At 38.0% G+C, this 23640-nt stretch carries 12 protein-coding genes and 1 pseudogene; 4 read left to right on the forward strand and 9 right to left on the reverse strand.

From position 1 onward, the window contains the following. Nucleotides 1-3: 3 nt before the first annotated feature. Both ffh and D1092_RS08355 read right to left on the reverse strand, forming a co-directional pair. Complete coding sequence (gene ffh / locus D1092_RS08350; protein ID WP_120121442.1) at nucleotides 4-1566, reverse strand: signal recognition particle protein; 1563 nt, start codon at nucleotides 1564-1566, stop codon at nucleotides 4-6. Between the two features lie 243 nt (nucleotides 1567-1809). Beyond that, a complete protein-coding gene (locus D1092_RS08355) occupies nucleotides 1810-2466 on the reverse strand; it encodes a carbonic anhydrase (RefSeq protein WP_120121443.1) in 657 nt (218 codons plus the stop codon). Between the two features lie 275 nt (nucleotides 2467-2741). On the opposite strand from D1092_RS08355, the gene D1092_RS08360 reads away from it, so the two are divergent. Next, on the forward strand, nucleotides 2742-7451 hold the full coding sequence (locus D1092_RS08360) for an NAD-glutamate dehydrogenase (protein WP_120121445.1): 4710 nt from the start codon (nucleotides 2742-2744) through the stop codon (nucleotides 7449-7451). Between the two features lie 1403 nt (nucleotides 7452-8854). On the opposite strand, the pseudogene D1092_RS09970 reads toward D1092_RS08360, so the two are convergent. From D1092_RS09970 to D1092_RS08385, 5 genes and pseudogenes are all read right to left on the reverse strand, one after another. After that, a pseudogene (locus D1092_RS09970) lies at nucleotides 8855-9318 on the reverse strand (integrase); the annotation flags it as partial. A gap of 381 nt (nucleotides 9319-9699) precedes the next feature. After that, nucleotides 9700-10674 carry a DUF2125 domain-containing protein gene (locus tag D1092_RS08370; protein WP_174767373.1) on the reverse strand — a complete coding sequence of 325 codons (975 nt, stop codon included), beginning with the start codon at nucleotides 10672-10674 and terminating at the stop codon, nucleotides 9700-9702. 944 nt (nucleotides 10675-11618) lie between these two features. Next, the gene (locus tag D1092_RS08375) at nucleotides 11619-12365 is read right to left on the reverse strand and encodes a glutamine amidotransferase (protein WP_120121446.1); all 747 of its coding nucleotides are present in this window, start codon (nucleotides 12363-12365) and stop codon (nucleotides 11619-11621) included. Nucleotides 12366-12514: 149 nt separating this feature from the next. Continuing rightward, nucleotides 12515-14077 (reverse strand): heme biosynthesis protein HemY, encoded by a 1563-nt coding sequence (locus D1092_RS08380; RefSeq protein ID WP_120121448.1) that lies wholly within the window; start codon nucleotides 14075-14077, stop codon nucleotides 12515-12517. 11 nt (nucleotides 14078-14088) lie between these two features. Next, nucleotides 14089-15405 carry a COG4223 family protein gene (locus D1092_RS08385; protein ID WP_120121449.1) on the reverse strand — a complete coding sequence of 439 codons (1317 nt, stop codon included), beginning with the start codon at nucleotides 15403-15405 and terminating at the stop codon, nucleotides 14089-14091. A 385-nt stretch (nucleotides 15406-15790) separates the two neighbouring features. Between D1092_RS08385 and tsaD the strand changes: the two genes are divergently transcribed. The 3 genes from tsaD (at nucleotide 15791) to D1092_RS08400 (ending at nucleotide 19496) form a co-directional block, all read left to right on the forward strand. Continuing rightward, complete coding sequence (gene tsaD / locus D1092_RS08390; RefSeq protein WP_120121451.1) at nucleotides 15791-16885, forward strand: tRNA (adenosine(37)-N6)-threonylcarbamoyltransferase complex transferase subunit TsaD; 1095 nt, start codon at nucleotides 15791-15793, stop codon at nucleotides 16883-16885. Between the two features lie 692 nt (nucleotides 16886-17577). Beyond that, nucleotides 17578-18012: an EVE domain-containing protein gene (locus tag D1092_RS08395; protein WP_120121455.1), complete on the forward strand. Its 435-nt coding sequence runs from the start codon at nucleotides 17578-17580 to the stop codon at nucleotides 18010-18012. Between the two features lie 803 nt (nucleotides 18013-18815). Continuing rightward, nucleotides 18816-19496 carry a response regulator transcription factor gene (locus tag D1092_RS08400; RefSeq protein ID WP_120121456.1) on the forward strand — a complete coding sequence of 227 codons (681 nt, stop codon included), beginning with the start codon at nucleotides 18816-18818 and terminating at the stop codon, nucleotides 19494-19496. A gap of 764 nt (nucleotides 19497-20260) precedes the next feature. Here the strand turns inward: D1092_RS08400 and D1092_RS08405 are convergent. Together D1092_RS08405 and D1092_RS08410 are read right to left on the reverse strand one after the other, a co-directional pair. Then, entirely contained in the window at nucleotides 20261-21031 is a 771-nt protein-coding gene (locus D1092_RS08405) for a class I SAM-dependent methyltransferase (protein ID WP_120121458.1), read from the reverse strand. Nucleotides 21032-21200: 169 nt separating this feature from the next. Next, nucleotides 21201-23636, reverse strand: coding sequence for a TIGR02302 family protein (locus D1092_RS08410; RefSeq protein WP_120121460.1), 2436 nt, complete (start codon nucleotides 23634-23636; stop codon nucleotides 21201-21203). Nucleotides 23637-23640: the final 4 nt, after the last annotated feature.

Below are 23640 nucleotides of genomic sequence, written 5' to 3' on the forward strand. Positions count from 1 at the left end.
ATCTTATTTTTTCTTAAAATGCTGAGGAAGTTTTCCCCTATCGGCAATGCCATTGGAAAGACCAGGAAATGTAGGATCACGTCCGGGAAGTCCGGGCAAGATCTTCCCTCCATGCCCATTTTCAATCTGTTTTTGAAGCGTTGAAAGTTGCTTCAGATCCAATCCCGATAAATCAGGCACAGCGGAAGAATCTGCACCTCCCATCCCTCCAAAACCCATTTTGGACCCAAGTCCTCCTAACATTTTTCCCATCAAACCACTTTTTCCTTTACCACCCATAGCTTTCATCATATCAGCCATTTGGCGATACATCTTCAAAAGTTTATTAATATCAGCCGCCGTTGTCCCAGACCCCTTAGCAATTCGTTGTTTTCGGCTATGTTTTAAAAGCTCTGGATTCGCACGCTCTTGCGGTGTCATGGATGAAATAATAGCCAATTGACGATTAAATAAACGATCATCAAGACCCGCCGCCGCAATCTGCTCTTTGACCTTTCCCAATCCTGGCAACATGCCCATAATACCGCCCATTCCACCGAGTTTTTTCATTTTCTGCAACTGTTCTGCAAGATCATTCAAATCAAATTTTCCGGCCTGCATTTTTTTCGCAAAAGCAGCAGCTTTCTCATGATCCATTGTTTCAGCAGCTTTTTCAACCAAAGAAACAATATCCCCCATTCCGAGAATACGATCAGCAATACGACTGGGATGAAACTCTTCCAAAGCCTCTATTTTTTCACCAGTTCCAATTGCTTTAATTGGTTTGCCTGTCACAGCCCGCATAGAAAGAGCCGCACCCCCACGCCCATCACTATCCATCCGTGTTAAAACAATCCCTGTAATCCCTACACGCTCATCAAAAGAACGCGCAAGATGAACAGCATCTTGCCCCGTCAAACTATCAGCCACCAACATAATCTCGTGCGGAAGAGAACATGCTTTAATTTCAGCTAATTCAAGCATCAGAGCTTCATCGATATGATTACGTCCTGCAGTATCAAGAAGAAGCACATCATAACCACCCAATTTAGCAGCTTGCACAGCACGTGATGCAATATCAACGGGCAATTGTCCCGCAATAATAGGTAAAGTTGCAAGTTTTGCTTGTTCTCCCAATTGGCGCAATTGCTCCTGCGCAGCGGGACGACGTGTATCTAATGACGCCATGAGAACTTTTTTATTGTGCTTATCAGTGAAACGTTTTGCAAGCTTTGCTGTTGTGGTTGTTTTTCCGGAACCTTGTAAACCAATCATCATAATAACAACGGGCGCTGGTGCATTCAAATCACTCAGAACACTTTCACTTCCAAGAATACGAACCAATTCATCATGAACAATTTTAACTACCATTTGGCCTGGTTTGATTGATTTAACAATCTCAGCCCCAACAGCTTTTTCCCGCACCCTATCGGTAAAAGAACGAACAACATCAAGAGCAACATCAGCTTCCAATAAAGCGCGCCGAATTTCACGCAGCGCCTCTGCAACATCCTGCTCCGACAAAGCGCCACGCCCCGTCAAATGAGATAGGATAGAACCAAGTCGTTCTTGCAAGGATTCAAACATTATTTACCTCATCGTTGCCTAACAAAGTTGCCTAACAAACAAACCAAAAGAGCATCCGAGAACGCATCGCGCCGTCGAATGCTGACCTCTGAGATCTATTCATACCCTTAAACTGGGGTCTCAGTCGGTGGCTCCAAGTTAATTTTGTCACTGAAAGCTTGCTCCTTCAAACAATAAAACCCCAGCTTTGTCAAGTTTTATCATAAAATGTCTTTTTATACGAAGAAATAAAAACAGCAAATATTACACTTCAAAACTTTTAACTTCAACACACATAAAGCACCCTGTTTCCTGTTCCATATTCCATAATTTCCCGCTAGAGATATCAAACCAAACCCCATGCAATGTTAAAATGCCTTGATCTTTTCGGAACTTTATCCACGGAAACGTCTCTAAATTTCTCAAAGAATGTCGAATAGAAAGCTGCTCTAAAGCCATTTGTTTTTCTGGCCAAGACAGCGACTTATTATTCAAAACGATTTCTGCGGCTGGCGCTAAAAGACTAATCCATTGACCAATAAAATCATTTGACGATAAAGATTTACACGTCCCCCTAAGAGCCGTAAGAACGCCTCCACAATGGGCATGCCCAAAAACAACAATATGTTTTACCTCAAGCAATTGTACAGCATATTCAAGAGCCGCTGATGTTGCATGATATTGATTATCAGGAGAAAAAGGAGGAACCACATTTGCTACATTGCGCAGAGTAAAAATTTCCCCAGGTTTAGCATCAAAAATCATTTCTGGAACAGCACGCGAATCACAACAAGCAATAACCAAAACTTCGGGTTTCTGTCCCTCAATCGCCAATTGCTGATAATGTGCTGTTTTATATAAAAAATGATTATTTATAAAATTTTGGTAACCACTTAAAAGTCTTTCTGGTAAACGGGTCATACTCTCTTTACTTCTAATTCTTTCTTTACTTTCATTTCGTATATTTAGAAAAATAAACTATTACCATACAAAAATACTAAAAAGTCCCTTTTGGTGATGCAAAATATTTCTTTAAAATGCAAATTATTACTAAAAAAGAGCAAAAACAAAGTCATTCTTTTCAAATAAAGAGCTATTTTCTTTAGGAAGAAAGTGTTACAGTACAGAAAATTATAGTGGTCTTCTTTTAATGTGAAGACGAGAAAAGGCCTCTAAGAACAAAAGGGAGAATAAATGTGTTACAACAAAAAACAATAGAAACAAAAAACACACCAGACAAAATAGAAGAAATCCTTTTTGCTCAAACTGATAAAGAAGATATTGCTTATTACGAAAATAAAGAACTTCAAAAAGCCGCAGCCATCGCAGTAAACGCTTTTAATCTCCATCAGGCAGGAAAAAATACTATCTGCTTTGAACAGAACTTGACCCGCAATAACAGACCTATAACTGTTATCACTCTTGTCAATGATAACAAACCCTTTCTTCTCGATTCTATTTTAAATCTCGTCAATCAACACAAAAACCATATTTATTTGATTGCACACCCTATTCTTGATAGTGCTTCTGGAAGACGCATCAGTCTGATGCAAATTCATATTGAGTCTTTAAACAAACAGCAGATACAAAAACTTGAAAATGAACTTACCTTAGTTCTTAAGCAAGTTAATGCTGCTGTACAAGACTGGAAACCTATGCTTGAAGAAGTTGAAAAGCATATTCATGCCTATCAAACAAGCCTTCCCTCACGTTACAAACAAGAAGGCGAAAGGGCTATTGAATTTCTTCACTGGCTCACAGATGATAATTTCATCTTCCTTGGCATGCGCACTTACAATTTCATTAAAGATCAGAAACCTATAAAATCCTTCACAGCAAGTAACGTTGAACTTGGTATACTCGCAGATTCTTCCATTCATATTGTTGACGATGAAAGTATGAAAGAACCACCCCAGGAAGTCTTATCTTTTATGGAAAGTGATAACCTGTTTATTGTAACAAAAGCGAACAGCCGCTCCAAAATTCACCGTTCTGTTTGGCTCGATTATATTGGTCTTAAAATCTTTGATAAAGAAGACCAGCTCTGTGGAGAATTACGCATTGTAGGACTTTTTACCTCTTCAGCTTATACGCGCTCTATTTTGCAAATTCCTTTCTTAAAAGAAAAAGCCCAAACCATCATTCAACGCCTTGGACATAATCACGCTGATTATTCAGGAAAAGCCCTTATCAGTGTTTTAGAAACCTATCCAAGAGATGAAATGTTTCGTGTTGATGTTGATACACTAACAGAAAATGCCAAACTTATCCTGCAACTCGACGAACGTCCACGTTTGCGGGTACTTGTCCACACTGATTCTTTTGGACGCTTTGTTTCTATCCTTGTCTATGTACCACGTGACCATTACAGTAGCAGCCTCCGTGAAAAAGTTGGCGAACATTTTGTTGAACTTTACAAAGGCGACTTTTTTGAATCCTATCCGCTATTTTTGGAAAGTACTCTCATCCGTGTCTATTACATTATCCATCGCAAAGTAAGCGAAACTGTTCCACTTCACGAGCGCGCCACACTTGAACAACATGTCCGTTCAATTGCACGAAGTTGGGAAGATAGCGTTCAGGCCATCGCTCTTACCCATAAAACAACAGAACCACAAACCCGCCTCGCCAGTAAATTTCCCAACAGCTATCGTGATTTATTCTCAGCGGAAGATGCCATTAAAGATGCCGGACATATTCTCAGTCTTCATGATAATAACCCCCTTTTCGTAACCTTTTATCACGCGCAAAACAAAGAAAAACAGAACATTTCTCTTCGTCTTTTTCACCGCCATGAAGCACTTGCTCTTTCCAAACGCGTCCCACTGCTTGAAAATATGGGGTTTCGTGTTATTGCTGAACAAACCCTTGAATTACCAGATGGCAACGGGCAATCTGTATATCTTCATGATATGCAACTAGAGAGTACTTTCCAAATCTGTCTGGATTTTGAAAAAGACGGCCAAAAGCTTGCTGAAACTTTTGAAGCCATTTGGGCACAAGATGCTGATAATGACGCCTTTAATGCGCTCACCCAAACGGCTGAGCTTGATTGGCATGAAATTGTTATTCTGCGCCATTACGGACGCTATCTTCAACAAGCTGGAATTCCTTACTCGCAAGACCGCGTCGCCCAAACTTTAAATGCTTATCCTGACATTACCAAAGAGCTTTATGCTTTATTTCATTTAAAATTTCATCAAAGCCATACAGAAAAGGAACGGGGGAAAAACCAACAGATTATTCAAAAGCGCATTGAAGAAAAATTACGGAAAGTAACTGGCTTAGATGATGATCTTATCTTGCGCCGGTATTGTAACCTTATCGATGCGAGTTTAAGAACAAATGCCTTTACACCTCTTAGCGATGGCAGTCCAAGGCGTATTTTAGCTACCAAATTAAATCCGCGCCAAATTGAAGGTTTGCCTGAACCACGCCCTTATCGAGAAATTTTTGTTTATGGACCGGAAGTTGAAGGAGTCCATTTGCGTTTTGGACCTATCGCTCGTGGCGGAATTCGGTGGTCTGACCGCGCACTCGATTATCGCACTGAAGTTCTTAGCTTAGTCAAAGCCCAACAAGTTAAAAATGCAGTTATCGTTCCCGCAGGGGCAAAGGGGGGATTTTATCCTCATCGCCTTCCTCAAACAAGTGATCGTGCTGTTATCATAGAAGCAGCACGACAAGCTTATACGGACTTTATAACAGCTTTACTCTCCATCACAGACAATCTAGTTAACGGCAAAGTAAGTGCGCCCCACAATGTCATTTGTCATGATGACCCTGACCCCTATTTTGTTGTCGCAGCCGACAAAGGAACAGCAACCTTTTCTGACACAGCCAACGCCATCAGCCAAGCAAACCATTTTTGGCTCGATGATGCTTTTGCCTCTGGTGGCTCAGCAGGTTATGACCACAAAGAAATTGGAATTACAGCAAAAGGTGCATGGGAAGCCGTCAAGAGACATTTCCGAGAATCATTTAATCAGGATATTCAAACAACGCCCTTTACCTGTGTCGGTGTTGGCGACATGTCTGGTGATGTCTTTGGCAATGGAATGCTCCTTTCCAAACAAACAAAATTGGTTGCCGCTTTTGATCACCGCGATATCTTTATTGATCCAGATCCGAACATAGAGGAAAGCTATGCAGAGCGTGCACGTCTTTTCAAATTACCTCGCTCAAGCTGGCAGGATTACGACCAAAGCAAATTATCAAAGGGTGGCGGTATTTTCTCACGAAAAGAAAAAACCATTACGCTCTCCCCTGAAGCAGCAGAGGCCATTGGTTTCGAAAAACAAACAGGAACCCCCTTTGAAATTATCTCTGCTCTTCTCAAAGCCCCTGTTGATCTTTTATGGTTTGGTGGCATTGGGACTTACATCCGCGCCACAACAGAAAGTGATACCCAAGTAGGTGATCGTGCAAATGACGCAATACGTATTACCGGAGAACAAGTACGTGCAAAAATTATTGGCGAAGGAGCTAATCTTGGTGTTACGCAGCGTGGACGGATTGAATATATCTCAAATGGTGGTCGCTGCAATACGGATGCGATTGACAATTCTGCCGGTGTGAATTGTTCTGATATTGAGGTGAATCTCAAAATTGTTCTTGCATCAGCACTTCGTGCTAAAACACTCACCCGCGAAGAACGCAATAAACTCTTGAAAAAAATGACTCCTCAAGTCGAACAACTCGTCTTACGCAACAATTATCTACAACCCCTTGCTCTTTCTTTAGCAGAAAGCCAAAGCACAACTGATTTACCCTATCAAATACGCTTTATGCACGATTTGGAACAAAAAAAGCTTTTAGATCGCAGAGTTGAAATGCTCCCTGATGAGCAAATTTTACGGCAAAGAATAACCCAAGGCAAAGGTCTTATCCGTCCAGAGCTTGCCGTTATTTTTGCCTATGCTAAATTAACGCTCAAAGAAGAAATTGCTCATAGCCCCATTGTTGATGATCACTATTTCAACGCAGCCTTACTGAATTATTTTCCAACCCAAATTCAAGAAAATTTTGAAAAGGAAGTCATTAACCACCAATTGCGTCGTAATATTATTGCAACACTAATTGCCAACGATATTGTCAATCGTGGAGGTCCCACTTTTGTTAAGCAACTCCACGATGCAACAGAACAAAAGACTGAAAATATTATTCGCGTTTTTATTGCTATCCGTGATGGTTTTGAAATTCCTCACCTGTCTGATCAAATTGATAAGCTTGATAATAAAATACCTGGTCTTGTCCAAAACAAACTCTACGCAGCAATGACCCCAATGCTCTTTGAAACAACAAATTGGGGGTTACACAATATGGACATCTCGCGTCCATTAGAAGAAATTGTAAAAACAATAAAACAAGCCCGTAATGTTATTGAAAAAGAGCTTATGCATTCTCACGATAACGATGTTAAGCAAAAGATTGAAGAAAAAGCACGACACTACGGTGAAGAAGGAGCTCCAAAAACATTAGCAAAACAATTAGCTCTCTTGGAAGCTGCTCCAATCATCTGTGACATTTCTTTAATTGCAAAACAAAGTAACAGCGATCTTATTAAAACCGCAGGGATCTATTTCTCACTTGCGCAAATCATTCGTATAAATCGAATTAACGAAGCAAGTCGTATCATTCCTGTAGTAGATTATTATGACAGTATGGCTTTAAACCAAGCCAAAGAAAGTATTTCCGAAAGCTTACGGAAAATCGTCATTAAGATTCTTAAAAATTATGGAAAAAAAGAGGATCCTTTTACCACTTGGAAAAAAACAGAAGAAGATCATATTCACGATGTCACAAACCGTATTAGCGCCCTTATTGAAAATGATCTCAATATTTCTCGTTTTACTTTTGCAGCAGGGTTGATTTCTCAACTGCAAAATACTGGCTTTCAAACTTAAAATGAATATAAAACGACCAGTTTAAAAATTTCCGTTCCATCCCACCAGAGCAAATCAGTAAAGATGGAGCGGAAGTATTCGTTTTGAGATACAGCACCCAAAATAAAAATACTGCTCCTTATCACAACAGAATTACTTGTAACAATTTCAAAACGATAACATGAATAGACTTAAACAATTAATTTCTCAACGTAAAAACATCAACATTCAGATTTAAAAGCAAGACAAAACGACTAAGATTTTATCCCTGTTCTCTCCATCCATGACCAATGTCGTTTGACAGTAGATTTTATACCACGTAAAATTAGATAGGAATACGTAATAACTTATTGTTTTTTTACTGTTTCTTACCATTAAATACGCGTTTCGAAAAAATGATAAAAATGGCAAAAATCGAAATTTAATAGCAAAAAGGGTGATAGGCTTTGAAAGCTCTTTCAAGCCCCTTGGAGAGCCCCTAAAAAATCATTTAAAAATAAAATGAATTAGTACAAAGTTAAGTCAAAATACATAAAGTTTTCTGGCAGGCTACAATCAGCAAAGAGAAAACGGAGGCACTCTCCCGCATTTTTAGATAAAGCATCCCCTAAAATAACGCTTAAAGATTATTAAGCTTGCGCACGCAATAAACGCTACAGAATGTCAAGAATCCCTATGGATTGAACCAAAAACAAATTCAAATTCTGCTATTAAATATCCTTCATCATAAAAATATAATACCTTGATTTACAATCATAACTTTATCATTTGACCTATTAAAAGAGAACTGCAGTATCTCAAGTTTCTCTCATTTCAAATCTGTTTATATTAAAACAATCAAAATCCTCTCCCCCTTGTATGTTGCGCATGGGGAAAACCATATAGATTACTGATAAAGAAGGAGCTAAAATGCTTCTTATGAACCGTCTCAATGGCTTAAGAGCTTGTCACAACCACACACGAGCTGACAAATAGTAATCGTATGATGCTGCTGACTTGTGTCTCCATAAGTATAAAGATGCTAGTGCTTAATAGCCTTATCATTATACCATTTCCGGGGCATTATAAAATAGGAAGCACTAGAAATATTTTTTTAACAATGCAGGAATATGTGATCAAATACATTTTACGTAGAAAACATGATTCCATTAAAGAGCAAGAAAATAAGAGAGCACGCATCATCCATTATTTAAAAGACATGGCTGTAAATAGTTTTGGAAAGCGTATAATCAAATTAAAAAATAACCGTAAAATGAACGTCGATTTTCACCTTTATGACTTCATATCCCCCTCCAGCTAGACTTTTTACCTGTTTTAGAGATTACCCAAAAAGATATACGCAATATGCTTTTTTTCTCATAAAAAAAGTCCACTAATACGCATCCTACCACCTATGTAAAAAACAATTCACCTTGTTTTAAAAGTCTACTTTTTCCTAAGAGAGTGCGTTCTTTTTCTATTGCGTGCAAACCAACATTCAATCCTAATGCAGTAGCATGTTTTAAACAAATATTAAAAGATTCAGTGCTTTACGAGCTGTATCAGCTTTTATATGCTAAACTGGAGCAGAGAAAATGCGTATCTCTATTTGCGTAACCTCTAAAACAGGTAGACAAGCTAATTGAGGGAAAATATGAAGTTTCAAAGGTATAAATCTGTTCCCATCCTTAGCATCATTTTTTTTAATTCAGCTTTACAGATTTCAAAAATATCTAGAGCAATATTTTTTTATAATGGAGACTTTTGATTGCCTCACGCTTTTGTTTATCACGTTCTTTAAGAGAAACATGACTTTCATGTAAAACAAAGCGCCCCAAACAAAATCCATTGCATAGCATGTTTATAAGCTTGTTTTAAAGAGACATCTCTCAAAGCTCACCAAGCACATTTCACGGTGTTGACCATGAATAGTATAATGATAAAGCCCCTATGGAATAATATAAAATCTATAGAGCACCACCACTTTTACACTTGTGAAGAAGTAAAGTAGCATCCATCACACACTTTCCCAGCCTCTATGTGTGCAATACCTTTAAACTATTAAAACGGCTCATAAGAAGCATCTTATGCCCTTTCTTGATCAGAGATCTATATGGCTTTCCCCATTTGTGATGTGCAAAGGAAGATTTTGTTTGATTCAAATATAAATAGGATCGAAATGGGAGAATCTTACGATATTCAAGATCTCATTCAACATGTAAAACAATGAACACTTTTTATAAAACAATACCTCACCATTACAGATGCTCTTACTAATTTCTTCTCAAACCTAAAGTGGATCAAGACGACCAAGCTTTAAAAATCCTAAGCTTACCCAGCCATGGCTAATCGTTAAGGGAAGAACGGGAGAGCCATCTGCATTTTTAGGGAGTGTACTCAAAATAAAAAATAACGCTTGAAAATTATCCGCTTCTTCAGGAAACAGATGTTGCAAAACCTCAAGAAACTTCACGTGCTGTATACAAACAAGTTCAAATGTTGCTGACAAATATCCTTCATCATCAAAAGAAAAAGGTCCACTAATATGTACCCCACCACCTGTATGAAAAGTCAATTTACCATGCTTTAAAATACCACTTTTCCCATACAGACGCTGTTTCCAATTTTTTCCTTCATTTTCAGAAAGAAGAGAAGCATCATTTAAAATCCATTCCAAATTGCCATCAATTTTCGGAATTTCAACAGAAGAGGATATAAAAATTTGAGAAACATCAAAACCATCAAAAGTCATATTTCCTGAGAAATGATTCTTTTCTCGTTTAAAATCAAGACGCAAAAATTCTGCCGTTATTTTTTGAGAGACATCTTTTGGCTCCAATGGCTGTGAAACCCCATCAGGAGTATCTTGCAACAATGCTGGGTCTTCAACATTTTGTTGTGTTTCCTTTTTGTCTGTCGCTTTTGATCCCAATGCTTCTTGAAGTTTTTTATCCTCAAGAGGAGAGAATTCAAGCCCTTCAGCGATCAACTTCAATGTCTGACTTTTTTTCGAATAAGGCTCTGTTTCAATCACCAACTTACGCCAATGGGATACTATGGAAGTTTCACCAGAGAAAATAATTGATGCAGGAGAATCAACATTAAACTCGACCAAATGAGGAGCATAAATTGGTGCACCAGCCGTCAAACGCCCCGTCGATAAAGAAACCTCGTATAAAGGCCAAGAAAATTGAAATTTGTCACAAATAACACCGATACGCAAAGGATAACCATTCTTGCGCACATTCTCACACACCACGGTCATATTACCGGAAGATGCTTTTGTGGATATATCAGAAACATAATTTTCTATTTTATGTGAAAAAAAAACCAGAAAGCGCTATAAATGAGGATCAGAGCAAGACAAAACAGTCCACATAATAAATAGCGCAAAGAAAAACTTTTTTGTGATGATGGTATTTGAGAGGACGTAGACAACTTTAAAACTTTCTTTATCTTTTGATTTTCACCCCACCCTAAAAAGGATAAAGTTTCTTAAACATTCACCAAGTTCACAAACAACCCCGCTTCTTAATCTCACTGGCTTTATCTGCTGATCACATTATGGAGGTCATAATTCACCGTCCTAAAGTACAGCATTCCATACACTCAAGAAGCAAAAAATTCTTAAGAAAACCCTTTACACCTTTTAACAAAAAATACCTTATATGTAAAGCTTTACATGCACTGTCCATCTTTAGCCTTAAACAACATTACTTTACAGTACAATAAGAATGACAATAGCAAGGTATTGATTTACAATGATAACTCACTGTTTTTTTTATATTGAATTGAGAGTTCCGAATATCGTAAGATTTTCTCATTTCAAACCTATTTCAGGTTGAATTAATCAGAAACCATTTTCTTACACGCCAAAAGCGGAGCTGACGTAGAGGTAAAACGGTACAAGAAAGAACAAAAATACCTTTTCATCAATTGTCGAGAAAGACCAAGAGCTGTCGCAATATTAAAAGCTGGAAAAGTACGTGATCGCTACCTTACTCCTTCACAAGTATAAAGATTGCAGTGCTCTATAGATTTTATATTATTCCATGGGAGCTTTATTATTATACTATTCATGGTCGGCACTGTAAAATTTTCTTGAATACGCTTTGAGAGATATCTCTTTAAACCAAGCCTTTAACTCTGAAATCAAATGACGCTTTATTTTACATGAAGATCATGAGCCCACTAAAAATAAGCACACCCTTACACAAGTGCTGGCGATGTACAAAAGATCTGCCGTAATGCACCTTCAAACCATTGGCTTAAAGCTCGATCATAGATTAAACGCCCTTTTAAATGAGCACAAGCAGGCTGAGCACCTTTTTCAGTCAATTTATGCGCTGAACGTGCAACCAAACGCCGCATCATAGCGCGCGTAAATTCAGCATGAAATTGCAAACCCCATGCATTATTCCCATAGCGGAAAGCTTGTGTAGGATATGTATGCCCTGTTGCCAAAAGCATCGCCTCTTTTGGTAAATCATAAATCCCTTCATCATGAAAATGATAGACCATTTCTGGCCAATTCATCAATTCCTTTCCTTGTGGGGTTACTTCAAGTGGATACCAGCCCACTTCAACAGTACCATCACTTCTTGTACCAACGCGCGCCCCTAAATTTCGCGCTAACATTTGTGCTCCAAGACAAATACCCAAAAAAGGCTTATTTTCCTTTAGCGATAATGAAATCCAATCAATTTCCTCACTAATATAGGCTTCACCATCATTCACACTCATTGGTCCCCCTAAAATAACAACACCGGCATAATGCTCTAGTGTATCAGGGAGTTTTTGTCCAAAAATAGGACGATAAACATCAAGAACAAAACCATTTTGTTGTAAAAATTTTCCTAAACGACCAGTATAGGGAGAGCGCCGATGAATAACGACAGCAATCCTTGGTTTGCTATTTTTTTGCTTTTTATCAAGACATCTCTGATTTAAAAACATTTTTCAACTAACCACCTCTGTAACCGAGCAAAACCTCATTTTTTAAGCATAAGAGAATAATTTTATTGGACAAAATTAACGATAAATTTTTTCTTCTACATTCATTGTTTCTTCTGAGAAGACATTCCAATCCCCCCTATTGAGGCGATTTAAAATAAACGAAATTTTTTCCCCGATAAAGACGTGCCTTCTTCTTCTGTTTTAACCCCTGGATCATCAACGTTTAAACGAATTTGGCTGAATGTTTTTGCATCTTTTTCTTTTATATCTTGTTTCTCCACCTGCATATTATGCAAAAAAGAATCGTCTATAGGTGTTGATTCTTCAAGCTTCTTATCCTCAATCTCTTCAGTTTTTTCCTCAACATCCTTTTTATCTTGCTTTTTTGGCACAATATTGACCGCCTCTAATGTAAGAGAAGGTACACGGGGAGGCGCTTTCCATTCAAAACAACCCAAACGTCCACTGATTGGAGAAACAGCTGACCAAGAAGAAAAAATGGACCCCTCACACATCCATACTGGATCACGTTCAGCACGAAGAGCTAAAGAAAGCCAGTGACGCACAGCACCTTGATTGTTTCCCTGTGCTTCTTCAATATCTGCCAATAATAAATAAACGCTTTCCCGTGGATGATACTGCAATGCTTTTTGTGCCTGCTCTCTTGCTAATGTCGTTTCACCAGCATCTAAAGCAGCTTTGGCAATAAGGAAAGCCGACTCAAATGTATCTTTATTATAAGAAGCAAGTGTTTTAGCCCTTTTCAATCGTCCAATGGCTCCTTCTTCTTTTTCAAGATAAAGGATTCCCAAATCAGGATGAGGTTCTTTCTGCCAAGCGGCTATAATCATTTTATCCGCTTTACGCGTTTCATTTAATTTATAGAGAATATCAGCAGCTATAATTGTTATTGGAACAAAATCAGGCGCTAATTTATGAGCTTTCAAAATAGCTTCACGTGCTTGTACTGGATGTGTATCAAATAGATGAAGAGCCTGCCCACTTAACAGTAAAACCTGTATATGCTGGCGCTCTGGAGTAGCGCGAACAGAACGCGGGAGAGCTTTTTGGGCTCTTTCAAAAACAGCAAGTGCCCGATCCCATTTACCCTCAGCACCCAACCGATCAAGCACCGCTTGATGTGCCCACAAAAGTGCTGGCGATAAAGTCAGTGCCTCTTCTGCATATTGTTGCGCTGCCTCATAAGCTTTACTCTTCATCGCCTCACGAAACAAACCGTAAAGTCCAACCAGTTTTGTCGAATCTTCCTTTCTCATCTCCTCAAAAAGACCGATAGCCCGAACAGAGTTATTTTGTAAAGACAAGGTTTGTGCTTGTAAAAGCTTTACCAATGGCTCTTTTTTTCCTGCAAGATATTTAGCAACCTGTGCTTCCATTTTTTGCGCAATCATACCATCACCCGCAAAAGTTGCAAGAATCCCCTTTGAGAGAGCTTCATAACCGCGCTTTCTATGGCGTTTATAAAAATAATTGGAAAGAGCACTCGGTATGGAAAAAAAGAAAGAGAATAACCACCACAAAAGCGTCAGCATTACAAAAAGCAAAGTCAGCACACTTAACACTGTAAGCAATGAAGCAGAAAATCTGAAATTCAAAAATGTGAGGACAAAAATACCATTGTGATTAGCAACCCACCCAAAAGCTAATCCAAGGACACAAACCACAAAAATATAAATAAAAACACGTATCATCTGGAGCCTATTTACATCTTTGTTGCCTTAAAAGACCCTTGTTGCACAGACAACAGCAACTGCTGCAGCAACTGTTGAACAGCAATATGTCTTTCAAGCTGCTGAACAAAATCCTTTGAAACATCTTTTGCATTTTGAGGTAATGATTGCCATTCGCTCAAAGCTTTTTCATAATCACCCGCTTGAATGGCAACTTCCATGCGTGCTGTAATAGCCCCTAGCGTCATCCCTTCAACATTTCCAATTGGTCGCGAAACAACAAGCCCTTTTATCCACGCTAAAATTCGGTCAAAAAAACCAGCATCTGACGTAACAATATTTTGTGTACCAACAATTGCATCAGCAACACGCGCAAAATCAACAGAGAGTTGTGCTGAACTTGGAAGACCTATAGTAGCTGTCTTTTGCAACACATCAAGTCCATCAATCGAAGGTGATAATTGCTCTAACAGCTTTAATTCATTATTATAAGATCCACCCCGTTCTACAGCATTTTTTAACGAACTGATTGCTGTAAAAAGAGCTGTATTTATTTCTTTTTTTTCATTATTTTTAACAATAATTTCTTGTTGTAGTGCTTCCAACTGTTTTTTTAATAAAGCAAGATCACTCGCATTGCTCTGCCCGACAGACAAAGCCATTTCTATTTTTTTTAACTCTCCAACAAAAGCTTGTACAGCCTCTTCAAGAGCTTTTACTTTTTCTTCTAAATTCGCAAAAGCTTTTTTGCTTTCTTTTTGCAAGAGTTCATCGTTTTTCATCGTTTGAAACTGTTGTGATGAAAAAGAAGAAAACGCTGTTTTTAACGCATCGATCTCCTGAAATACCTGCTCCAATTGTTCTCTTGTTTCTTCACCTTGGCTTTTTGCAGCTTCAGCAATCTGCAAAACTTTTTCCCCTACAACAGAATTTTCTTCAGAAGAAAACGCTGTTTTTAACGCATCAATCTCTTGAAGCACCCGCTCCAATTGTTCTCTTGTTTCTTCACTTTGGCCTTTTGCAGCTTCAGCAATCTGTAAAATTCTTTTCTCTTCAACAAAATTGTTCACAAAAGGAGATGAAAACAACCCCACCCATTGAAGCCCCAGAAAAATTCCCAAAGCAATGAGTCCCCCTAAAATCCCTGAAAGAGACAACCAAAGCCAACCTGTACGAGAATTAGTTTGATCCTGATTTTGCATATTCTGTTTTTCTTGGACATGAGATTCTACAGAATTTTGTATTTTTTCTTCTGAATCATGGGCAACAGCTTCATGTTCAATAACTGGCTTCTTACGGCGCGTACCAGCATAATGTGATTTAACTTTTTGTTTTGAAGAATCGACCATTTTTGTCACTTTTTGTGCACACTTTTCTCTAATGATAAAATAATAAAATGAAAAAAGTTTTAAAAATGAAGCTATTCTCAAATATCTCTGTTTTTTACATGCTGTTCATAAAGTGTATAACTTTATAAAAAAATTTTCAAAACGCCTTTTTCTCAAGAATATTTACAATGATAAACTTTAATAGACAAGTTTTTAAAAACATATCTTCATTTTATACTCAAAAATACAGCTTCAGTTTTTAATCAACAATGCCATAAAATTCAAAAAAGTGCCAAGCAAAATCATTCTCTCATAGAAAAATCAATTCTTAAGAGAAATACTTTGCATCTTTTTCTGTTCATGATACGCACGCAGGAAAGATGGTTCAAATAAGGTTTTGTTTAAAATGCGTCTGTTGGGAATAGAAACAAGTTGTGATGAAACGGCAGCAGCTGTCATTGAATACAACAATAAATCAAATAGCAAAATTCTTTCCAATATTGTTTGGAGTCAAGTTGATCATCATGCGCCTTACGGCGGTGTTGTTCCTGAAATTGCCGCTCGTGCCCATGTTGAAGTTCTTGATCATTTAATTCTGCAAGCCCTCACAGAAGCAAACACAAAACTAAAAGATATTGATGGCATTGCAGCCACCAGTGGACCTGGTTTGATAGGAGGGTTATTGGTAGGTGTTATGAGCGCAAAAGCACTCTCTCTTGCCACTGGAAAACCATTTATTGCTGTAAATCACTTAGAGGGACATGCTTTAACAGCTGTATTAACGCACAATATCAAGTTTCCTTATTTATTACTTTTAGTTTCAGGGGGACATACACAAACAATCCTTGTTCATGGAGTAGGAAACTATCAGCGTTTGGGAACCACCATTGATGATGCATTAGGAGAAGCTTTTGATAAAACCGCAAAACTTTTAGGTCTTCCTTATCCTGGTGGACCAGCACTTGAAAAAGCAGCTTTATTGGGCGATAAAAATCGCATCCCTCTTCCACGACCTTTAAAAGGTGAAAAACGGTTAGATTTTTCTTTTTCAGGCCTCAAAACAGCTGTTCGACAAGCCGCAACAGCGATAGCTCCTCTTACAGAAATGGATGTTGCTGACATTGCAGCAAGTTTTCAAGCCGCTGTAACTGATACGGTGCGTGATCGCGTTCAGTTGGCTTTACAACACTTTACAAACCAATACCCTCTCTCTCATGATCAAGAAAAGCATCCTCCTGCTTTAGTTGTTGCGGGCGGGGTTGCTGCAAACCAAGCACTTCGCTTAACATTGCAAAAACTTGCTCATCAACATGGTTTTGAATTTATCGCACCTCCTCTTTCCTTGTGTACGGATAATGCAGCAATGATTGCTTTTGCCGGTGCACAAAAGCTCGCACGTGGAGAAACAAGCCCGCTCGATATCGCCCCTCGCTCACGTTGGCCCTTAGATGAAAAAGCCTCCCCCTTAATCGGGACGGGACGCCGTGGAACAAAAGCATAAGAAAATTGCTTTCCCTCACCTTTTTAAAGAACAAAGCTTTTCACTCAATCCGGTCTGTAAACAATCCAGATAGTTGTTGAATCAATTTCCCACCCGCGAATGATTCCATCTGTTTCTCATTTCACACGATTCACTTAACCAAAAGCTTGATACACAAACTTAAATATTCATCACATATCCTAAAAACACTTGATATTTCAAAGAAAACTGCCTTATATCACCCTACCTTAAACAAAAGTATTTTACGATATAAACATAATAAGAACACCATAAACCACCGAAGTATATAATATGAAACCATCCTTTGATATCTTTGCCTTTGACCATCTATTTGTTTCACGACCATTATCATTACTTTTCAAAATCAATTTTCTTACCCAATTTTTTTCTAATACAATGCTTCCACAGTGAGCGCATTTCAAACCATAGCCGAAAAGATGATTGAACATCCCCATGGTTGAGTAGTTTTCAGTCTATTTCTCGATACATTACTGTATTTTTCCGCTAAAAAATAAACAAAGGATAAAGTATCTTTATACTTTATTATCAATGAAGCGTATTTCTCTACGAGACGTTATTTCGGAATAAAAAACAGATAATGCTCATTCTTTACGCCATTTTAAAAATCATCATTGATGATATTAGTAAAATGCTTATAAAAATGTATAACAGTCTATGAAAAAGGTACACACATGGCTTATTGGCTTTTTAAATCTGAACCTCATAAATGGTCATGGGAGATGCAAAAGAAAAAAGGTGCTGATGGAGAACAATGGGATGGTGTCCGTAATTATCAAGCCCGTAATAATATGCGTGCTATGAAATATGGCGATAAAGGCTTTTTTTATCACTCAAATAAAGGCTTAGAAATTGTAGGAATCGTAGAAATATGTGCTGAAGCACACCCTGATTCTACAACCTCTGATGCCCGCTGGGAATGTGTGGATATCCGCGCACTTTGCGACATGCCAACACCTGTTTCACTAAAACAAATTAAAGCCAATCCCAAATTAGCAAATATGGTGCTGGTCAATGCCAGCCGCTTATCAGTACAACCCGTGACAGAAGAGGAATGGAAAGAAGTGTGTTTGATGGGCAACCTTAAGAAGGAAATGCTTTTATCTTAAAATACTATTTTTTATTCATCAACTCATATGGAAAAGTGCTTGATCACACAGAAGGACAAGCGCAACACATCCCTTACGGGTTTTCACGCTAATCTCCCTCGTTATTTTTTTATTCTGCGCCCTTTCTCAAGACGGTCTCCCCAATTACACAAACACTCTCTTCATGAGGCATCCTTTCAGAATACTCAACAATTATAGTGGACAACACCACAAGCACTAAACCGACCACTTCGCATACAAATACGCCGAAAAAACAACAAAAATGACCGTGAAAGCCTCCTAGACAGTGCATCTGTACTTTTAGAATGTTGTGTAGTTCTCTTCAGACTTAAAAACGCATCACATGTTAGATGAAAGCCCCTCATACCATAGAATTCTCTCCTTCCAAACCTATTTTAGGTTGAATCAATCAAAATCATATCTTTCATATTGGTAAAAACAGAAAAGACTACGTAGATAAAAACACACTTCTGATGAAGAATCTCAAATACCAAGGATAAGCAATATTGGGAGTAAACTCAAATATAATGGCACCAGCTTTTTGCTCTATGAACGTAACGATGATGATCTCCCATGGAAAAAACACCCTAAAGTATAAAATAACGCTTCCAATCAATGTATAAGTATTCTGTACACGAAAGATATATCTTCTTTTTAGCAAGCAACCATAGAAATTATAAAAGTTTATTTTTTCAAGACTTTCTTTTTTAACTTTCCTCTTTTAATTTTTCTTGCATGAAATCTCATTTTTCATGAAAATGTCTTTTACCAATAAGTGCATCAACATGCCTATAAGGAAAAATATGAACTACCATACTCTTTTAATCGTTGAAGATGATGATCTACGCCCCATTTTGGTAAAACAATTGCAGATGCATCAAGAGTTCGAAATTTTTCAAGCAAAAACAGCTGAAGCAGGAATGAAAATAATTCAAGCAGAAAATATTGATCTCACCATTTTTGGACTTGAACTTCCTGATCTTGAAGGTCGAAAAGCCATTAAACAATTACGCACCCAAGGATTTCGTGCCCCCATTATTATGATAACGAATGATGATACAGACTGCGATAGTATCCTAGATCTTGAAACAGGTGCCAATGATTATGTGACAAAACCCTTTCGCTTTGCGGTGTTATTAGCGCGAATTCGAGCACAGTTGCGCCAATATGAACAAAATGAAGATGCAACCCTTCATATTGGCCCCTATACTTTTAAAATAAGACAAAAACTTCTTCTTGATCAATGCAACAATAAAATCTACCTCACAGAAAAAGAAGCAGCGATTATCAAATGCCTCTATTATGCTAACGATAAAATTGTCAGCCGAGAAACATTGTTAGAACAAGTTTGGGGTTATAATGAAAATGTTATCACCCATACTTTAGAAACCCATATCTATCGTCTACGACAGAAAATCGAAAATGATCCCTCCAATGCACAAATTCTCATGACCGATCAAAATGGTTATCGTTTAAACCTCTAATTTGATATGGATTGTTTTAAAAATAATTTTAATATCTTCAGCCTTTTTTGCATTAAAACAACAACGATATGAAAAAACGCTTACATGCAATTTGGGTGGTACCGTATAGAGTTTTCCCCTATCAGCACTCTTATGACAAAATACAAAAAACTATTCTGAAAATATCCCAACATGAAAATCCACAATAGAAATGCTTTCCACCCTCACGATATATTGAGCAACTTCTGCTTCATATGCTTTTACTCTCTTTAAAATTTTAATATGTTTCAAATATAAACAATCATACTATCTTTTAGCAACATTCTTTATCATAACCATCTTCTTTAGAAGGTTGATATTTATAATTACTTTTAAAGATACCACTCCCCTTCACTGCTTTACCATATATTTTTGAGCCTAAATTGAGAGGTATTTTTCCTCCATCCCTTACTTATCTCTTCTTAAAAGAGAGGATAATGAATTATAAAATGCTAAATATTTATCCTAACGATAAAGAAAACCATTAAACACCACTCTTTTTACGCTTAATAAAAGAGAAAGCCAGCACCACCATCATACCCTTGAACCTACTCTAAAATGTTGTAATAACCCTACAATCCTTGAGGCAAGTCCATATGAAGCATGTCCTTTCTTATCTAACTTTAATCTACATGAACCACTCGCTTATGACGTACAAGCAAATGATTTTATTTGATACAATATGAAGGAAATTTGAAATGAAAGAAGCCCATATATTTGCAGTTCTTATGTCAGTGACAAAATGATTAATGATCTTTATAAATTAAAATATTTCTTGTCTGTGGGGATAAAGCAGGAATAAAAACACGTCGTGACTGACGACGCTGTACGAGTAATCCCTGATAGATACGCTTTTGCGCCTGACAGATTAAGAGACCACCAAAATAAGGAAAAAGATGGCGTGCAAATGGCTCATAAAAAAATGAGAACAATCGCGAAACATAACCTGTAGAGGGCATATAATGGACAATTTCTTGTATTGGCCCAGAGACAAAATTTGTTTTTTCAAACAAACGCGTAATCTGTTGTCGAGTATAAGGTTCACCGTAACCAAAAGGTGTGGTCGTATTACGTGCCCAAAAGCCAGAGCGATTAGGAACAATGACAATCAAATGACCATTGGGAGCTAAAACACGCCATATTTCATTCAACGTTTCAAATGAATTCTCTGTATATTCCAAGGCATGGACCAATAAAATACAATCAACCGATGCATCAGAAAGCGGCAAATCTTCTTCAAAAACAAGCGCTGTAGCAACTTTCTCAACACAAGGCCAAGACGAAGCACCTTGTCTTGCTGGCATAAAAGCAAAACATTGTTGAGTACGTTCACACAATGCAGAAAGATAAGGAGGTGCATAACCCAACCCCATAACCCGTTTATCCGAAAGATCGGGCCACCATAAATTCAATTGGTCACACAGCGTCTTTTGCACACGCAATCCAAGTACAGAAGCATAAAAATCTTTCAGTGTAACGATATCCAACTCAACATACCATGTAGAAATAAATTTCAAAATATTACAGTTTCTATCTATTCAACCTATATGGACTTCTACGCTTTCTCCACAATAGTGAACATTTTAATATTTCACATTTTAAACTTAAATGACCCTAAAAAAAACCGTACAATAGGTGATTATCGTACTACAAACGCTTTAATTAAGAAAAAAGCCAACAATTCTGTTAATTAAAATGCAGCAACCTTTCAAGATAGTTTTTTTCTACTTCTGGAAGATGTTCTTTACCCAAACGTTTGCGAATTTCATCCAAGATTTGCCGCGTACGCATTTGATCACTTTCTTGTGGGAGTGCCTCACCTTCTTGTCCTTTATCTGTTTGTGAAGAAAGTGGACGCCCTAACGGATCTTTTGGACCAGAATCAGCGTTTTGAGCATTTCCTGTTTCTTTAAGTGTTTCACGCATTTTTTTCAAAACACTTTGGGCACCTTGTCGCAAAGATTCCAAAGCATCAGACTGATTTTGTATAGATGCCTGATGATTTTCATGATCAAGAGCATCTTCTGCAGAATTCATTTTTTCTTCTGCTTTTTTCAATGCACCGCCTGTTTCAAATCCCTGTTCTGACAATTCTTTTTCTAATGTTGATAATTCAGACTGCAATTCAGCCTGACGTTTTTTTAAAGATTTTTTTTGTTTTTCCAGTACATTTTCCCCGCGTTTTTGTTTCATCTCTAACTGATGTGTTTCATTGAGAATTTCTTGCTGACGACGCATTAAATCACCAAGTTTGTCCATCTTTTCTTTCATTTGCGCAGATTGACTTTTTTCTCCCTCATTTTTATTGCCTTTTTGCACATGCAAGTGGTCAAGCGTCTGTTCAATTTCCGCCAAGAGCTGTTCCGCTGCTAAGGAAGAGCCCATTTTAGCCATTTCTTCAATGAGATTCAATTTTTCTTGTAATGTATCTTCAGAAAGATTAGGGCGTTTTGAACTTTTAGAGTTTTTAGAATTTTTAGAAACTTGACTATCTGGCTCTTTTTCAGCCAAAGCTTGAATATATGCATCCATAGCTTGACGTAAATCTGCCATAAGCCGTTCAATTTCTGCTGGTGGAGCACCATATCGCAGTGCATCGCGTAAAGCAGCTTGTGCTTGTTTTAAATTTTTTTGCGCAGATTCAAGCTGATTGCCTTCAAGGCCTAAAGCAATCTGCCATAAATAATCCACCACACCACGCAAATCCTCTTCTGTTTGTGCCAAAGAAAGCCTTGTCCACGCACTCTGTAAAACAAGGAAATGCGTTACATTTTGAAGCCCCTTTTCTGGACGCACCAGCAAAGCAGAAAGCATATCCAATACACGTTCTCTCGCAGCAGTATCAAGAGCAAGTAAACGGCGCAATTCACTAACCGCACGCGCAACAGGATTTGAGAAAACACGCTGCGGTAATATCATAACAAAAGTTTTACTACGCCCTTTCTGCCCCGCACCATCTTCTGCCACCAAAGTAATTTTGACTTGCGAACCCGCCCATGGATGCGCTGAGACATCATGCACTGTTCGCATTTTGCCTTTTCCACCCCGTGGAAGAAGAAGCTTTATTTCTGGTGCTTGATAAAGAGAAGGAGCATTTTTATGCTGAAAAAGAGGTTCTATTTCAACAAAAGCCTTTGTCACACCATAATCATCATCCAACACATACTGCAACTCTAACGATCCCGTTAAAATCCGCCCTGGTTTTTCCAACCAATCAATTGTTGGTTGCTTATCTTTCATCACCTGCAGATGCCACTGCTGTTTTTTACGACGTGATGAGATAAACAAATCCATTGAATGCTCTAAATGGGTTTCAAAATGAACGATTGGATCATTGAAAGCTGTTTGTTCCATTTTTTCTGAAAACAAAACTTTCTGCCCATTTTCTACATTTTTTGCTTTAACTTTAACACCAGCCCCATTGACAACACGCACAACCACATCACTCCCTTCAGGAATTTCTAGTTGTGTCTTCTCATCTTTTGTTAAATAAATTGGTGCCACGCCGGTATAAGCAGGTGGTGTTATCCATGCATCAATCCGCATAAATTTTTCATCAATCACAGGACGAAAATCAAAAGCATCAGCCAAACGTCCTCCACGTGAACCAAAAGAAAAGCTAAAGGCACACACAAAAAGGAGAACACACAAAGCCCTTAAAGCCAAAGGATCATAAGCTGCACTATTAAGAGAAATAAATCCCGTTTTTAAATGGTATAATTGTTTTGCCATTCGGCGTTGATGCTCACGCCAAATAACAGTACTAAAACCTTCTTCAATTTCAGAACATATGTGATCTTTTTGAACATTCAAAGGCTTGTGTTTAAGATTATTAACACGTTCAAGACGGTGATCCACTTCCCGCATTGTAGGAAACCGAAAACCAATAAGAAAAAATAAACTCGCCCCAGTACAAACAAGTAAAACCCCAAGTAAGAGCCAATGGGACCAATAGCCTAAAACACCAAAAAGCCCCAACCAGCTAAACGAACAAAAGAGACTGAGAACAAGGAAAAATGGCAACAACCGTACCCATACCCGTTCAAATGAAAGAATCCCCCACATCAAAATGCGCACACACAAAAGCTTTATTTCAAAGCTCCTGATGTTTTTATTTTTCATAAAC

This window comes from Bartonella krasnovii (genome assembly GCF_003606345.3).
In the GTDB taxonomy this organism is placed as follows: Bacteria; Pseudomonadota; Alphaproteobacteria; order Rhizobiales; family Rhizobiaceae; genus Bartonella; species Bartonella krasnovii.

What these genes read in the sequence shown, in the direction of transcription:
- ffh (WP_120121442.1), bottom strand. Translation starts at nt 1,566, where the DNA reads ATGTTTGAATCCTTGCAAGAACGACTTGGTTCTATCCTATCTCATTTG.
- D1092_RS08410 (WP_120121460.1), bottom strand. Translation starts at nt 23,636, where the DNA reads ATGAAAAATAAAAACATCAGGAGCTTTGAAATAAAGCTTTTGTGTGTG.
- D1092_RS08375 (WP_120121446.1), bottom strand. Translation starts at nt 12,365, where the DNA reads ATGTTTTTAAATCAGAGATGTCTTGATAAAAAGCAAAAAAATAGCAAA.
- tsaD (WP_120121451.1), top strand. Translation starts at nt 15,791, where the DNA reads ATGCGTCTGTTGGGAATAGAAACAAGTTGTGATGAAACGGCAGCAGCT.
- D1092_RS08385 (WP_120121449.1), bottom strand. Translation starts at nt 15,405, where the DNA reads ATGGTCGATTCTTCAAAACAAAAAGTTAAATCACATTATGCTGGTACG.
- D1092_RS08380 (WP_120121448.1), bottom strand. Translation starts at nt 14,077, where the DNA reads ATGATACGTGTTTTTATTTATATTTTTGTGGTTTGTGTCCTTGGATTA.
- D1092_RS08395 (WP_120121455.1), top strand. Translation starts at nt 17,578, where the DNA reads ATGGCTTATTGGCTTTTTAAATCTGAACCTCATAAATGGTCATGGGAG.
- D1092_RS08370 (WP_174767373.1), bottom strand. Translation starts at nt 10,674, where the DNA reads ATGACCGTGGTGTGTGAGAATGTGCGCAAGAATGGTTATCCTTTGCGT.
- D1092_RS08355 (WP_120121443.1), bottom strand. Translation starts at nt 2,466, where the DNA reads ATGACCCGTTTACCAGAAAGACTTTTAAGTGGTTACCAAAATTTTATA.
- D1092_RS08400 (WP_120121456.1), top strand. Translation starts at nt 18,816, where the DNA reads ATGAACTACCATACTCTTTTAATCGTTGAAGATGATGATCTACGCCCC.